The following is a 15,484-nucleotide window of genomic DNA, read 5'->3' on the forward strand; positions in this document are numbered from 1 at the left end:
GTATCGGGATCGCGGCGTCATCGATCAATACAATGAACGGACTAAGCGACATGAACGTCATGCATATCAAAGATCTGGACCTGAATCTGCTGCGCCTCTTCAACGAGGTGTACCGCGCCGGCAGCGTGAGCCGGGCCGCTGAACACCTGGGCCTGACCCAGCCGGCGGTGAGCCACGGCCTCACGCGCCTGCGCCTGCTGGTGAAGGATCCGCTGTTCGTGCGCGCACCCGGTGGTGTGAAGCCCACGCCCAAGGCGGTGGCGCTGGCCGAGGCGGTGCAGGGCGCGCTGGCCACGCTGGCCAGTGCGCTGAGCGAATCGAGCGGCTTCGACCCGGGCAGCTCGCGCCGCCTGTTCCGCCTGCACATGAGCGATATCGGCGAGAGCCGTTTTTTGCCCGAGCTCATGGCCCACCTGCAGCAGAGTTCGCCCGGTGTGCGCGTGGCCACGCGGCCAGTGCCCCACGCCGGGCTGACGGATGCCCTGGACAGCGGCGTGATCGACTTTGCGTTTGGCTTTCTGCCGCAGGTGAAGGACACCCAGCGCACCGAGCTGCTGCAAGACCGCTATGTGGTGCTCATGCGCAGCGGCCACCCCATGCACGAGGCGCTGGAGCGCCTGCGCGGCGCGGCCTTGCTGAAAGCCCTGCACCAGCTCGACTTTGTGGCGGTGCGCACGCACAGCGACACCTTGCGCATCCTGGCGCAGGCCGGCCTGCAGGAGCGCCTGCGCCTGACCACCGAGCACTTCATGGTGCTGCCTTCCATCGTGCAGGCCACCGACCTGTGCGTGGTGATGCCGGGCAACATTGCGCAGGGGTTCGTGGAAACAGGTGGCTGCGTGATCGTGCAGCCGCCGTTTCTTGACCGGGACTTTCCCGTGTCGCTGCACTGGAGCCACCGCTTTGAGGGCGACCCGGACAACCGCTGGTTTCGCGAGCAGGTGCTCTCGCTGTTCGCGGCCCGTTGAGTCAGGCGGCGCTGCTGAGCAGGCCGTCGGCGCTTGGTGGCTTGTAGCCCGCCGGCAGCGAGACGCCACCTGGCGAGGCCACGGCGCCGGTGTGTTCGCCCAGGCGGGAGTGCTGTACGGAGGTGCGGTAGCGCTCGCGCAGCGCCTCGGTGCGCTCGCTCAGGGCGGTGTAGTCGGCGATGCGCACGGTGTAGCGCTGCAGCACCTGGTGGGCCGACTCGATCAGCTTGGCGTTGAGCGTGCGCTCTCCGTCGTCCAGCAGCTTCACCACCGTGCCCTGCGGATCGCCCTTGATGCTCAACGTCATCGCCTGTTCGGTCATCTTCAGAATCTGGCCGTGCGCGCTGCGCACACGATCGGCAATGCCCTGGCTACCCGACGCGGCACAGGCCATCAGCTCGCTCATGGCCTTGCTGGTGCAGAAGCGCAGCGCCAGCGCGTCCACCACGCCATCGGCTTCGTCGAGCGCGATCGAGCGCATCTGCAGCCGGCACATGAGGGCGAGCAGGTTGCAGGCGGTCTCGAAGTCGAAGTCGGGGCTGAGGATGTCCTTGGTCATGCGGCGCACGTCGTCGAGTGCTCGCGAGGTGTTTTGCTGCTGCAATGCGAGCAGGCTCTCGGCAATGGCCAGCAGGCGGTGGGGCCGGGCCGGCGCGTGGCTGCGATCGCGCAGGCGGGTGAGCTGGTCCACCGTGCGCGCCAGGCCGCGCAGGTCGTTGTTGTCCAGGCGCGCAAAGGCCAGCAGCAGCAGGGCCTGGGCATCGAACATCTTGGAGTCCAGCCCCAGGCGCGTGGCGCGGTCGAGCAGCTCCACGCCTTCGCTTTTTTCCCCGGTGTAGTAAGCCAGCATGCCGTGTTTGAGCAGGCGGCTGATGGAGGAGGGCGTGAGCTTGGTGGCCATCTGGTAGGTGGTCAGCGCGCTCTGGAAATTGCCCAGCTCGAACTGCGCGCGGCCCATCACGTCGTAGGCATCGGCGTAGGTGTTGTCGTCCTGTATCAGGCTCTCCAGCGTTGTCACGGCCTTGGCGGGCTGGCCACCTTCGAGCTGCGCGCGCGCCACGCCTAGGCGCGCCCAGGGCAGGGTCTTGGCGGCGATCACGGCTTCGTAGAGCTTCTGGGCGTCACCAATCTCGCCGTTGCGCAGCAACAGCTCGGCGCCGATGCGCGCGGCATAGAGCCAGTAGGTGCCGCGGGTCTCGAACCGCTCCAGGCACAGCAGCGCGGCCTGAGCGAACTGCTCGGCGTCGATGGCGGTGAAGATGGCTTCCAGCGATTTCTTGCGCTCGCGTGCCATCCTGATGCGTTCGAACAGGCGCGCGCCGGTGTGGGGCTTGAGCAGGTAGGCGTCGAGCGCGGACTCGGCGGCTTCGGCCACCTTGGCGTAAGAGGCCTCGGCGGTGACCATGATGAACACCGTGTAGAAGGGCAGCAGCTGGTTGCGCCGCAGGTCGTCCAGCAGGTCCTGTCCCGACATCGAGTCGCGGTCGAAGTGCTGTTCGCAGATCACCACGTCGTAGCGGTTCACCTCCAGCTTGCGCCGGGCGTCCACAAGCCGCGAGCACTGCGAGACCGTGCCCACGCCGAGCTCGCGCAGTTGCGACACCAGGATCGAGCGCGACTGCACGTTGCCCTCGATCACGAGTGCGTGGGCGTCTTGCAGGTGGTTCGCGGCAATGGGCATGGGTGCTTCAGGGCGCGCGGTTTGCTCGCCCATCAATGGCTTTCCCATTCTGCGCAGGGAGGCGTGCGGTTGGTGCGCCGATCAGCGGGGTGTTTCCACCCCAGTTTGGTGCCCTTCAGACGTTCCAGATGCGCGGCGGCGTGTGGCCCAGGCCCCAGGCTTCGGTCCTGAGGGTGGCCCAGACCTGCTGGAACAGCGCCATGAGCGGCTCCACCAGCGGTGCCACGGCGCGCACCACCAGCATGCGCGGGTTGGGGCAGGTAGCCCCCACCTGAACGCCGTGCCCGCTGCCCAGCACCGCGCGCACCGTCTCCAGCAGGTGTTCGCGGCGTTCGCGCGTGATCGGTGTGCCGCAGGCCAGCCAGAGCGTGCCCATGCACTTGTGCCCGCCCAGTCCCAAGGGTGATTCGAGCAGCCGTGTGTCGGCCGCGTCGATGCGCGAGCGCTCCAGCCAGAGGCCTGGAATTTCCAGGTGCTGCGTGAGGCTGCCCCGATCGAATGGCTGGTTGGCGTTGGGCAAACCAAGTGCGCACACGTCCCAGCCGATCATCTCGGCGCCGTCTGCCAGCGTGGCCGCCAGTGTGTTGTGCGCCAGGCAACCGGGGTAGGCGATGGCTTCCAGGGGCAGCCATTCGAGCCGGGCGCCTTCGTCCAGCGTGAGCGTCACCTGCTGTGTGGTGGCGGGTCCGTCGGACCGGTAAAAACGCGTGGCCCCGGGCGTTGCGAGCAGACCGTGGGACTGCGCTGCCGCGTGCACGTTGACTTCCAGCACGTCACCGCCCACCAGCCCACCCGGCGGATGAATGATGACGTTGTGGCAGATGCCGTCGCCCTCGGGGTAGAGGCTTTTGAAGATGCGCAGCGGGCCGGTGTGGCGGTGCTGCAGCACGGTGCGCTGGTGGTCGCGGCGGTAATGGAGGTCGAGTTGGGCGTGCCAGGGCATGCTTTGAGTTTAGGGGCTTGGGTAGGGGGGATTTCTGGCTTGGACCGCGCCCGCGAGCCTGAAGTGATGTTTGCTCGCCCATGACCGGAGCAGCCGGCGAAAACCAACCAGAGAAAACCTACCGAGAAGCCCAGAAACCAAGATGCGGTTCACTCGCTTCCTCGATCAACACCGGCCCAATGCATTCGATCGGATGCGGTGACGCATGGAACACATCGCGACACGACAACGCCGCATCGCGCTGTGCCGCAACTTCACCGCGAAATACCCGCAGTCGCACCGCATCGATGCCGAACACCACGCGCCCGATGTTGCTCCAGAAGATCGCGCCGGCACACATCACACACGGCTCGGCCGACGAGTACAGCGTGGCCCGCGCGAGCGTCTCGCGGTCCACCACCGGACTCACCTGGCGTACCGCGTTGGTCTCGGCATGGCCGGTGCAGTCGCCTGTTTCGCTGGTGTTGCACCACGCCTCGGCGAGCACGCGACCGTCGTCGGCCACCACCACCGCGCCAAACGGCCGGTTGCCACGATCGCGCGCCACGCGCGACCAGGCAATGGCCTGGCGCATGTACAGGCCATCGCGTTCGTCGATGGGCGTTTGTGCGTCCTTCACGCCTTCACCATTCTCTGGTTCGCTGCCGGCAGCATGGCGCGGTTGAACACGCCTTCCACGCCGGGGCGTGTCTTCAACCCGTACACGCTGACCACCTCGTCCACCTGTTCTTCGAGCGTGCGCTTGAGCACATCGCCCAGGCCATGGCCCTTGGTGTCGGCCGCGGCGATGTACTGCTGCGTGATGCGCCAGCGCTCCAGCTCCACCGTTTCATTCAGGATGGGCTCGCGCACCTTGGTGGAGGCAATCGCAGCGGCCGGGTCGACCATGCTCTCCAGAATGGCCCGGTTGGTCGCGCGCAGGAAACCGGCCACGGCGGCCGGGTTCTGCGTGGTCATGGCGTTGCTCGCCAGGATGGCGTTGCCATAGAGGTTCACGCCAGCCTGCTGGTACTGCAGGATGGACAGGTCGTCGAGCTTCATGCGCGCGAACAGCGAGACGGCCGAGTCGTGGAAGTAGGTGGCGCCGTCCACGTCGCCGCGCACCACCACGTTGTCGCGCGAGGAAAAATCGGTGGTGGCCCACTGGAAATAGTCGTCTTTCACGCGCAGCTTGCGCGCCACCATGGGCCAGGCGCGGCGCGTGGATTCCACCGCTGCGGCGGCGATCTTCTTGCCCTCCAGGCTGCGCCAGTCGCTGGTGATCCCACGGTCCTTGCGACCAATGATCGCAAACGGTGCGCGGTTGTAGTACTGGTAGACCGCCTGCACCAAAGGCGTGCCGCTCTGGCTGGCCTGGAACTCGATCAGCGAGCTGATGTCGCCCAGACCCATCTGGTAGACGCCGCTGGCGATGCGCGTGATGGACGCGACCGATCCCGCGCCCACATCGATGCTCACGTCCAGGCCTTCGTCCTTGTAGTAACCGCGCTGCTGCGCCAGAAAGAAGGGCGAGGTCTGGCCGGTGATGCGGAAATCCAGCGTGAACTTGATGGGGATGAGCTTGGGGGCCGACTGGCTCCACACGGTGGGCGCGCCCAGTGAGGCGAGGGCGGCGGAAGATGCGATGAAGAGGCGGCGTTGCATGGCGTGGCTCCAGAAAAAATGGGCTTGTTTCAACCCCTTGGGCCGCTTGGCCACAGGGGACGTACAAGAGCAATTTCCGGGCGGGTGACGGGGCATCCGCTGAACGCTTCTACTCTGCGAAGGGTCTGTACGCACGACGCATGCCAACCGGGATTCTCCAAAGCGGTGCGCCACCATGGCCTGCGTTTTGCTAGCATCCTTGCCCAGAGTAGAAGCGTTCAGTCCCGCGCCATGCGGGGCAGGAAATTGCTCTTGAGATTCCTCAAGCCATTTCATTCAGGAGCGCTTCCATGCTGGTCACCCAACAGCCCGTCTTCCGCCGCTACTGGCACGCCGTCATGCCGCTGAGTCTGCTGGCCGACGGCCCCAAGCCTTTCACCCTGCTGGGTGAAAACATCGTTCTCTTTCTCGACGAACACGGCGAGCCCGCTGCGCTCAAGGACCGCTGTTGCCACCGCACCGCCAGACTCAGCAAAGGCTGGTGCAAGGACGGCAACATCCAGTGCGGCTACCACGGCTGGGTCTATAACCGCAGCGGCCGCGTGATCATGATTCCGCAGTACCCACCCGAGCGCGAAATTCCCAAGGACTACGGCACCACGGCCTACCACTGCACGGCGCGCTACGGTTATGCCTGGGTGGCCCTTGAAGACCCGGTGGCCGAGATCCCGGTGATTCCGGAATTCGAGGCCGAGGGCTGGCGCACCATCTTCCAGTTTTACGAAACGTGGAACACCAGCCCGGTGCGCGCGCTGGAAAACTCCTTCGACAACTCGCACTTCAGCTTCGTGCACCGCGCCACCTTTGGAGTGGCTGCGTCGCCGGCGCCGAGCAAGTACGAGCTGGTGGAGAACGATGCGGGCTTCTACGCCGAGACGGTGATCGATGCGGCGAATCCGGAGCGCTTCCAGCGCATCAGCGGGGTGAAGGATGCGATCACGCAGCGGCACATGCGCAACGCGTATTACCAGCCGTTTTCACGCCGGCTTGATATTGAATATCCGAGCGGCATTCGCCACATCATCATCAACGCCTTCACGCCCATCGACGACGGTCGCATGCAATTGTGCCAATGGCTGTTCCGCAACGACACCGAAGCTGATTGCCCGGCGCAGATGCTGATCGATTTCGACGACGAGATCACGCGGGAAGACAAGGACATCCTGGAATCGACCGACCCGGATGCGGTGGTGGATTTGCGTCGACGTGGGGTTGAGTATTCGATGGACTCGGATCGGCCGGGGATCCTGATTCGTCGCAAGCTGATGGCGCTGTTGTCGTCCGCGGGTGAGGTGGAAGTTCATCGCTGATCGTTGCGCTGCACGCCTGCATTTCGTGGGCTCGCGGACGCGGTGTGCGCTGCTCCGCGGCTGTCCCCCGGCGGCTGGTGCCGCCTCCTCCTTGATGCCGCTGCGCAGCGCACACCGCGCCCGCGAGCTGAAGTGATGTTGGAGTGAGCCTTGACGAGCGACCGGACTCACCGGCGAAAACAACTCAGCGCAAAGACCAAAACCCGAGATGCGGCTCCAACATCTCAGCCTCCAAAGAAGCCACAGGCCCAATGACCTCAACCACCTTCTGCCCCCGAGCCAACACCTCACGACAAGGCAAGGACAGAGTGGGGTTTTCTTCGTGGCTGCCGGTGAGCGCGAGCAGGACTTCTTCACTGGCCCCGTACACCACCCGCCCGATGTTGGCCCAGTAAATCGTGCCGGTGCACATGGCACACGGCTCGAAAGTGGTCACCAAGGTGCAACGCGCCAGGTACTCACCCGGCCAGTTGCCCGCCGCCGTGCGCGCGAGCGTCGACTCCGCGTGGTTCACCGTGTCGATGTTGCCCTGCTCGGCCAGCACCGTCTCACCATCGGGCGCGACCAGCAAGGCACCGAACGGATGGCGTCCCATGCTCGCCGCGCGCCGTGCCACCTCGTTGGCGCGGCGCAGGTGTTTGGCGACCTGGTCCGCGTTCATGCGTTCTGCGAACCCCGGTGTGCCCAGCCCGTGGTGTGTTTTTCGATCCAGCTGAACAGCTCGTACATCACCATCGCCATCGCACCCACCACCAGCAGACCACTGAAGGCCAGACCCATCTGCATGGACGATCCGGCCGAGATCAACAGGTAGCCGATGCCTTCGTTGGAGGCCGTCATCTCCGACACCGTGGTGCCCACAAACGCCAGCGTGATCGCGACCTTGAGCGAGCCGAAGAAGTAGGGCATGGAGCGCGGCAGGCCAACCTTGGTCAGCACGTCCCAGCGCTTGGCACCCAGCACGCGCAACACGTCTTCCAGCTCGGGCTCCAGTGTGGCCAGACCCGTGGCGATGTTCACCATGATCGGGAAGAAGCTGATGAGAAACGCCGTGAGGATGGCCGGGCCCACGCCGATGCCGAACCACACCACCAGGATCGGCACAAACGCCGCCTTGGGCAGGGCGTTGAAGGCCGTCATGAGCGGGTAGACCGCCGCATAGGCCAGGCGCGAGCTGCCGATGAGAAAGCCCAGCAACACGCCCACCACGATGGCAATGCCGAAGCCGGCCATGGTCACCCAGTAGGTGCGCCAGGCATGACCCAGGATGGTGGTCTTGTGCTCCACGGTCTGTTCCCAGATGCGCGAGGGGCTGGGAAAGATGAATTCGGAGACCCCGAAACCGCTGGTGATGACTTCCCAGATGACGACGATGGCCAGCAGCAGCAAAAACGGCGACCAGCGCTCCATCTGTTTCTTGTTCAGGCTCATGGTGTGGCTCCGTTATTGGTTGACTGGCGTGCGCATGGCACCGATGTGGCCGCGCAGTTCCAGCACGATGTCGGAGAACTCCTTGGTGTAGGTCACCTCCAGGTCGCGCGTGCGCGGAATCGGGATCTCGCGCTGCACCACGAAGCGCCCGGGACTCTTGCTCATGCAATACACCGTGTCGGCCAGAAACACCGACTCGCGCAGGTCGTGCGTGACCAGGATGACGTTGAAGCGCTGCGCCTCCCACAGGTCGCGCAGCGTGCACCAGAGTTCTTCGCGGGTGAAGGCGTCGAGCGCGCCGAAGGGCTCGTCGAGCAGCAGCATCTTGGGCTCGTGGATCAGGGCGCGGCAGATGCTGGCGCGCTGCTGCATGCCGCCGGAGAGTTCCCAGGGAAACTTCTTCTCCATGCCGCCCAGGCCCACGCTGGCCAGCAGGCGGCCTGCGCGTTCCACATATTCCTTGCGCCGGTCCTTGAACTGGCTGCGGTAGGGCTCGACGATTTCCAGCGGGAGCAGCACGTTGTCGAGCGTGGTGCGCCAGGGCAGCAGCGAGGGCGCCTGAAACGCCATGCCCGAGATCTTCAGCGGACCGGTCACGGGCTGGCCGTCGATGCGGATCTTGCCCATGCTGGGCATCTTCAGCCCGGTGGTGAGCTTCATGAAGGTGGACTTGCCGCAACCCGAGGGGCCGACGATGGCGATGAACTCACCGCGCTTGACCTTGAGGTTGATGTCTTCGACCGCAAAGAGGTTCTTCGCCAGCAGATCGTCGTTGTAGGCCAGCCAGACCTGGTCGAAATCCACAAAGGGTTTGTCGCTGGCAGCGTCGGAACTCGGGTCGGTTTGCATGAAAAATTCCTGAAAAAAAGGCCAGCCGCCGTGGGGTGGCTGGCCTGGGCCAGAGGTGCCGGGCCAGCCTTACTTCTTGATGGGTGGCAGCACGTTGAGGTCGGCGGCGGCCGGCATCATGGAGCCGTTCCAGATGGCGGTCGGGTCGATGCGGGTCTTGGTGGCGTAGGCGTCAGACACCTGCGAGGCCATCAGGCTCATGCGGCCGGGGTTGATGAGGCCGAAACCTTCCTTGCGCGCGTCGGGGCTGGCCACCACCGAGTCGATGGCGAGTTGCAGGCGGCGGGTCTCCAGTGGCACGTTGATGATGCCGTCGCGCGCCTTCACGCTCTCGATGCTGGCAGCCGGGTTGGCCATGACCTCCTTGGCGCCCTTGGCGAACGCCGTGAGGAAGGCTTTCACGGCAGCCGGGTTCTCCTTGATCATCTTGGGGCTGGCGATGATGGCGTTGCCGTACAGCTTCACGCCGTAGTCCGCGTAGGGCAGGATGATCACGTCTTCGGCCTTCACGCCACGCGCTTCCAGGTTGAGCAGCGAGGTGAACGAGAAGCCGGTGATGGCGTCGATGTCGCCGCGCACCAGCATGGTTTCACGCAGCGGTGGATCCATCGAGGTCCAGGCCACGTTGCTCACGCTGTTGGCCTTCTGGAAAATCGGGAATGCCTTGCGGCCAGCGTCGAACACCGGGGCGCCGAGTTTCTTTCCGCTCAGGTCGGCCGGCTTGGCGATGCCGCTCTTCTTGAGTGCGAGCACGGCGGCTGGCGTGTTGTTGTAGACCATCATCACGGCCACCGGCTTGTTGGGGGCGTCCGGGTTGTTGGCGTGGAACTCCATGAGTGCGGCCATGTCGGCAAAGCCCATGTCGTAGGTGCCCGAGGCCACGCGGGTGACAGTGCCGCCCGAGCCGTTGCCGGAGTCGATCGTCACGTCCAGACCGGCGGCCTTGAAGTAACCCTTGGCGGCCGGCTGCAGGAACAGCGCGGCCGGGCCTTCGAAGCGCCAGTCGAGCTGGAATTTCACGGCGGTCTGGGCCTGGGCGGTTCCCATGGCGGCCAGGGTGGCCAGGGCGGCGGCGGTCTGGAGGAAATGGCGTTTGTTCATGGGTTCTCCTGAGGGGTGAAGGGTTGCAAGGGTCCGTGGATGGAGCGCCCGGGCATGGTTGTTCATCAGCAATAAGGGTGCCAGCCGTGCTTACCCTTGGAAACAGATGCCGGGGAGCCGTTTGAACACAGAATGTGTATACAGATTCTGGTTTCGCAGGCTGCCTGCGTCTACATGGGTAACCCTGAATGGTGCGCACCGGTTTGGTGTGCACCATGATGAGGCATCGCTGCCCATGAAAAAGGCCCCGATCGGGGCCTGGTGGGATGTGCTGGCGACGGTCAGTGCGCTTCGGCCTGCCGGGCCGCGTGGACGGTCGCCGCCATGTCGCCCTGGCTGCCGTTGAAGAACAGATTGAGCGCCACGGCGCTGAGGGATGCGAGCAGGATGCCCGATTCGATGAGCGGGTGGATGGCGTGCGGCATCCACTGCTTGAAGCTCGGGGCGACCAGCGGGATCATGCCGAAGCCGATGGACACGGCCACGATGAAGAGGTTGTTGCGGTTGCCCTTGTAGTCCACGCCGGCCAGGATGCGGATGCCGGTGGCGGCCACCATGCCGAACATCACCAGCCCCGCGCCACCGAGCACAAAGGTCGGCAGCGACTCGACCAGCGCCGCCATCTTGGGCAGCAGGCCCAGCACGATGAGGATGGCGCCGCCGGCCACGCAGACGAAGCGGCTCTTGACGCCGGTCACGCCGACCAGGCCGACGTTCTGCGAAAAGCTGGTGTAGGGGAAGGTGTTGAAGATGCCCCCGATGAGCGTGCCCAGGCCGTCGGTGCGCAGACCTGCGGTGAGCGCTCTCTGGTCGATCTTGCGGTCGGTCATGTCGCCCAGCGCGAGAAACATGCCGGTGGATTCGATCATGACCACGATCATCACCAGGCTCATGGTGAGAATGAGGATGGGGTCGAAGACCGGCGCGGCAATCTCGAACGGCAGCACGAGGTCGAACCAGTTGGCCTTGCCCACCTTGTCGAAATTCATGAGACCGGCGGCGGTGGCGATGACGCCGCCGATGACGATGCCCAGCAGCACCGAGATGTTGGCGATGAAGCCGCGCGCGAACTTGGCAATCAGCAGGATGGCGGCCAGCACGACGGCAGCGATGGCGATGTGGGGCATCTGCGCGTAGGCAGGGTTGGGCACGCTGCCCACGATGGCCAGGCCTTTGGGCAGCTCGGGCACGGCGCCGCTGGCGGCGGCCTGCCTGACCGCGTCGAGCCACTGCAGGTGTTCGGGGCTGGTGATGCTGGGCGCGGTGGGACCCACAGGATTGCCGAAGATCCAGTTGATGCCGATGCGCATGAGGCTGATGCCGATGACCGCGATGATGGTGCCGGTGACCACGGGCGGGAAGAAACGCAGCATGCGGCTGACGACGGGCGCGATGGCGATGGAGACCACGCCCGCGCCGATGATGGAGCCGAAGATCAGGCCCGCGCCCTGCATGCCGGGGTTGCTGTTGGCCATGGCCACCATGGGCGCGACGGAGGCGAAGGTCACGCCCATCATCACCGGCAGCTTGATGCCGAACCACTGCGTGGCACCCAGCGCCTGGATCAGCGTGACCAGGCCGCAGCAGAACAGGTCGGCAGAGATGAGCATGGCGACCTGCTCGGGGCTGAGCTTGAGCGCGCGACCCACGATCAGCGGCACCGCCACCGCGCCGGCGTACATCACCAGCACGTGTTGCAGGCCGAGGGCGGTGAGCTTGCCCGCGGGCAGGACTTCATCAACGGGGTGGACAGCGGTGGACATGGATTCTTCCTTTGATGCATGCAAATGTGTATACAGTTTATGTGTACGTTTTTATGGAGATAGCTAGGGGAAACCCGGTTTCTGACGGGTGGATAGCCTCGTCGGCGTCTGGTCGTTGGGTGCAGGCCAAAAAAAGGGACGCCGCAGCGTCCCTTTGTCGTCATGAGCGCGAGCGCTCAGGTCCTGCTGGCACCTTGTGCACTGGCCGCCGCCAGCGCCGTCATGTTGAGCACCCGGCGCACGGTGGCCGAGGGTGTGAGGATGTGCACCGGTGCAGCCGCGCCCAGCAGCATGGGGCCCACTGTCACGCCGTGGCTGTTGGTGGTCTTGAGCACGTTGAACAGGATGTTGGCCGCGTCAAGATTGGGGCAGATCAGCAGGTTGGCCGAGCCGTGAAGCGCGGTGGCGGGCAGGTATGCCTTGCGCACGTCTTCCGACAGGGCCGCATCGCCATGCATCTCGCCGTCGCATTCGATCTCGGGGTGCGCCGCCACGAACAGGTCGCGCGCACGGCGCATCTTGCGGGCGGAAGCCCGAGCGGACGAGCCGTAGCTGGAGTGAGAGAGGAAGGCCACCTTGGGCGGCAGGCCGAAGCGTTGTACCTGCTGCGCGGCCATGGCCGCGATCTCGGCGAGCTGCTCGGCGTCGGGATCGTCATTGACGAAGGTGTCGGCGATGAAGAGCGTGCTCTGCTCGGTCATGATGGCGTTGAGGGTGGCAAAGGTGCTCGCGCCTGTGCGCAGGCCGATCACGTTGCGCACGCGCTCCAGGTGGGTGTCAAAGCTGCCCACCAGGCCGCACAGCATGGCATCTGCGTCGCCCAGCGAGACCATGAGGGCCGCGATCAGCGTGTTGGAACGCCGCACGGCGGCCTTGGCCATCTCGGGCGTGACGCCGTCGCGTCCCATGCGCGCGTGGTAGTGCTCCCAGTAGGTGCGAAAGCGGGGATCTTCCTCGGGGTTGACGTTCTCAACGTCGGTGCCCAGGCGGATGCGCAAGCCGGCTTTTTCGATGCGCATCTTGATGACCGCAGGGCGCCCGATCAGGATCGGTGTGGCCAGGCCTTCGTCGATCACCATCTGCGCCGCCCGCAGCGCACGCTCGTCTTCACCGTCGGCGTAGGCCACGCGCTTGGCGTTGGATGCGATGGCGCGCGCCGTGTTGAACACCGGCTGCATCAGCAGGCCGGTCTGGTAGACAAAGCGGCTGAGTTCCTGCCGGTAGGCCTCCATGTCCTGGATGGGCCGCGTGGCCACGCCGGAGTCGGCGGCGGCCTGCGCCACGGCGGGCGCAATGCGCAGGATCAGGCGCGAGTCAAACGGCTTGGGGATGATGTAGTCGGGTCCGAAGGAGAGGTCTTGACCGGCGTAGGCGTTGGCCACTTCCTCGCTGGTCTCGCTCTTCACCAGATCGGCGATCTGGCGCACGCAGGCGAGCTTCATTTCCTCGGTGATCCTGGTGGCGCCGCAGTCCAGCGCGCCCCGGAAGATGTAGGGGAAACACAGGACGTTGTTGACCTGGTTGGGGTAGTCGCTGCGACCGGTGGCGATGATGCAGTCGGGCCGCACGGACTTGGCCAGCTCGGGCCGGATCTCGGGCTCCGGGTTGGCCAGCGCGAGCACGATGGGCTTGGGGCCCATGGTCTTCATCATCTCGGCGGTGAGCACGCCCGGGGCCGAGCAGCCGAGGAACACATCGGCGCCACTGACCGCATCGGCCAGCGTGCGCTTGTCTGTCTTCTGCGCGTAGCGCGCCTTCGATTCGTCATAGCCGCCTGGGCGGCCTTCATGGATCACGCCCTTGGAGTCGCACACAAAGATGTTCTCGCGCGCCACGCCCAGGCCGACCATCACGTCCAGGCACGCAATGGCGGCAGCGCCCGCGCCGCTGACGGCGAGCTTGACCGTGCCGATGTCTTTGCCCACCAGCTCCAGGCCGTTGAGCAGCGCGGCAGCCGAGATGATGGCGGTGCCGTGCTGGTCGTCGTGGAACACGGGAATGCCCATGCGTTCGCGCAGCTTCTTCTCGATGTAGAAGCACTCGGGCGCCTTGATGTCCTCCAGATTGATGCCGCCCAGCGTGGGCTCCAGCGCGGCAATGATCTCGACCAGCTTGTCAGGGTCCTTCTCGGCCAGCTCGATGTCGAACACATCAATGCCGGCGAACTTCTTGAACAGGCAGCCCTTGCCCTCCATCACCGGCTTGCTGGCCAGCGGTCCGATGTCGCCCAGGCCGAGCACGGCGGTGCCGTTGGTGACCACGCCGACCAGGTTGCCGCGGCTGGTGTATTCGGCCGCGAGCGTGGGGTCGGCCTCGATGGCCAGGCAGGGGTAGGCCACGCCGGGCGAGTAGGCCAGCGAGAGATCGCGCTGGTTGGACAGCGGTTTGATGGGGTTGACGGAGATCTTGCCGCGGCGCGGCAGGCGGTGGTATTCGAACGCGGCGTCGCGCAGGGCTTCTTCAGCGGGTGTCATGTTGTCTCCTGTGGCCGTTTTTGTGGATTTCATTGTGCCCTCGGCAGGGGCTCGCGCCATTCGGGTTTCAGCTGGGTTGCAAGAGGTCGAACAGCGTGCGCGCGATCACCTTGGTGGCGCGACGCAGGTCTTCAAGCACCAGGTTTTCGTCAGCGCGTTTGGCGTTCGACTCGCGCACCGTTCGTGGGCCTGCGCCATAGATCACGCCGGGAATGCCGTGCTCGCCGTAGATGCGCACATCGGTGTAGAGCGGCGTTCCCACAGCGGGAATGGTTTCGCCGAAGACCGCCTGGCCGTGCTTCTGGATCGCATCGACCAGCGGCCGGTTGCCGGGCAGGGGCTTTAGTGCGCGCGCCAACAGAATACGCTTCACGTCCACGCGGATCGCGCGTCCCCCGCGTGGTGGGTTGAAGCTGGCAGCGGCATCGGCAATGGTGCGGCGCAGCGCCGCTTCCACCTCGGTCGGGTCTTCCTCGGGGATCATGCGGCGGTCGATCTTGAGCACAACCTTGCCGGGGATCACGTTGGTGTTGGTCCCGCCGCTGATCTGGCCCACGTTGAGGTAGGGGTGGGTGATGCCCTCGACGCTGGAGGTGACCAACAGGTAGTCGGTGTTGAGCGCGTACAGCGCGTTGAGGATGTGCGTGGCCCCTTGCAGCGCGTCGGTGCCACTGTCCGGAATGGCGGCGTGCGCCATGTCGCCGTGCACCGTCACCTCCAGCTGCAGGCAGCCGTTGTGCGCCACCACCACCTGGTAGCTGAAACCGGCGGCAATCATCAGATCGGGCTTGGTGAGGCCTTTCTTGAGCAGCCAGTCGGGGCCGACCTCGCCGCCGTACTCCTCGTCGTAAGTCACGTGCAGTTCCACGCCACCGGCCAGCTTCGTGCCCAGCGATTCAAGCGCACGGATCGCGAAGGTGAAACTGGCGATGTCGCACTTGCTCACCGCGGTGGCGCGGCCGTAAATCTTGCCGTCCACGATCTCGCCACCGTAGGGGTCGTGCGTCCAGCCTTCGCCGGGCGGCACCACGTCGCCGTGTGCGTTGAGCGCGATCGTATTGCCCGGTGCATAGGGGCGGCGCACGATGAGGTTGGTGATGCTCTGCAGGCCGGCGGCCTGCACCTCGGCGGCGGGCACCGCGTGCTTCTCGGCGTTCAGGCCCATGGCGGCGAGCAGCTCGGCGGTGCGTTCAGCGTGCGGTGCGTTGTTGCCTGGCGGCGTGTCGGTAGGCACGCGCACGAGCTCCTGCAGGAAGCGCACTTCCTCGTCGAAGTGGGCGTCGATCCAGGCGTCGAGTTGGGTATGAAGGGTCATGGTTG

Annotated in this window: 13 protein-coding genes; 2 read left to right on the top strand and 11 right to left on the bottom strand. The window is 65.4% G+C overall.

The window, feature by feature from the left end:
* Window positions 1–59 precede the first annotated feature (59 nt).
* Complete coding sequence (locus F9Z44_RS06280) at window positions 60–968, top strand: LysR family transcriptional regulator (protein ID WP_201450054.1); 909 nt, start codon at window positions 60–62, stop codon at window positions 966–968.
* Between the two features lies 1 nt (window position 969).
* Here the strand turns inward: F9Z44_RS06280 and F9Z44_RS06285 are convergent, their stop codons facing one another.
* The 4 genes from F9Z44_RS06285 to F9Z44_RS06300 form a co-directional block, all read right to left on the bottom strand.
* A complete protein-coding gene (locus tag F9Z44_RS06285) occupies window positions 970–2,649 on the bottom strand; it encodes a response regulator (RefSeq protein ID WP_159604490.1) in 1,680 nt (559 codons plus the stop codon).
* A 115-nt stretch (window positions 2,650–2,764) separates the two neighbouring features.
* Complete coding sequence (locus tag F9Z44_RS06290; RefSeq protein WP_159604492.1) at window positions 2,765–3,592, bottom strand: urease accessory protein UreD; 828 nt, start codon at window positions 3,590–3,592, stop codon at window positions 2,765–2,767.
* Window positions 3,593–3,710: 118 nt separating this feature from the next.
* Window positions 3,711–4,166, bottom strand: a complete 456-nt coding sequence (locus F9Z44_RS06295) for a nucleoside deaminase (RefSeq protein WP_159608604.1) — start codon at window positions 4,164–4,166, stop codon at window positions 3,711–3,713.
* Between the two features lie 41 nt (window positions 4,167–4,207).
* Window positions 4,208–5,236, bottom strand: a complete 1,029-nt coding sequence (locus F9Z44_RS06300; protein ID WP_159604494.1) for an ABC transporter substrate-binding protein — start codon at window positions 5,234–5,236, stop codon at window positions 4,208–4,210.
* Window positions 5,237–5,526: 290 nt separating this feature from the next.
* Here F9Z44_RS06300 and F9Z44_RS06305 point away from each other — a divergent pair, with 290 nt between their 5' ends.
* Window positions 5,527–6,546, top strand: coding sequence for an aromatic ring-hydroxylating dioxygenase subunit alpha (locus F9Z44_RS06305; protein WP_159604496.1), 1,020 nt, complete (start codon window positions 5,527–5,529; stop codon window positions 6,544–6,546).
* A gap of 184 nt (window positions 6,547–6,730) precedes the next feature.
* Here F9Z44_RS06305 and F9Z44_RS06310 read toward each other — a convergent pair whose 3' ends face one another.
* From F9Z44_RS06310 to F9Z44_RS06340, 7 genes are all read right to left on the bottom strand, one after another.
* Complete coding sequence (locus F9Z44_RS06310; protein ID WP_159604497.1) at window positions 6,731–7,207, bottom strand: nucleoside deaminase; 477 nt, start codon at window positions 7,205–7,207, stop codon at window positions 6,731–6,733.
* A complete protein-coding gene (locus tag F9Z44_RS06315) occupies window positions 7,204–7,977 on the bottom strand; it encodes an ABC transporter permease (RefSeq protein WP_159604498.1) in 774 nt (257 codons plus the stop codon). Before F9Z44_RS06315 ends, F9Z44_RS06310 begins: the two co-directional genes overlap by 4 nt.
* A gap of 12 nt (window positions 7,978–7,989) precedes the next feature.
* Window positions 7,990–8,826 (bottom strand): ABC transporter ATP-binding protein, encoded by an 837-nt coding sequence (locus F9Z44_RS06320; RefSeq protein WP_159604499.1) that lies wholly within the window; start codon window positions 8,824–8,826, stop codon window positions 7,990–7,992.
* A gap of 69 nt (window positions 8,827–8,895) precedes the next feature.
* Entirely contained in the window at window positions 8,896–9,927 is a 1,032-nt protein-coding gene (locus tag F9Z44_RS06325; protein ID WP_159604500.1) for an ABC transporter substrate-binding protein, read from the bottom strand.
* Between the two features lie 281 nt (window positions 9,928–10,208).
* Window positions 10,209–11,690, bottom strand: coding sequence for a nucleobase:cation symporter-2 family protein (locus F9Z44_RS06330; RefSeq protein ID WP_159604501.1), 1,482 nt, complete (start codon window positions 11,688–11,690; stop codon window positions 10,209–10,211).
* Window positions 11,691–11,866: 176 nt separating this feature from the next.
* On the bottom strand, window positions 11,867–14,164 hold the full coding sequence (locus F9Z44_RS06335) for an NADP-dependent malic enzyme (RefSeq protein WP_201450018.1): 2,298 nt from the start codon (window positions 14,162–14,164) through the stop codon (window positions 11,867–11,869).
* A gap of 67 nt (window positions 14,165–14,231) precedes the next feature.
* On the bottom strand, window positions 14,232–15,479 hold the full coding sequence (locus tag F9Z44_RS06340) for a M20/M25/M40 family metallo-hydrolase (RefSeq protein ID WP_159604503.1): 1,248 nt from the start codon (window positions 15,477–15,479) through the stop codon (window positions 14,232–14,234).
* Window positions 15,480–15,484: the final 5 nt, after the last annotated feature.

Source organism: Hydrogenophaga sp. PBL-H3 (assembly GCF_010104355.1).
Taxonomy (GTDB): domain Bacteria; phylum Pseudomonadota; class Gammaproteobacteria; order Burkholderiales; family Burkholderiaceae_C; genus Hydrogenophaga.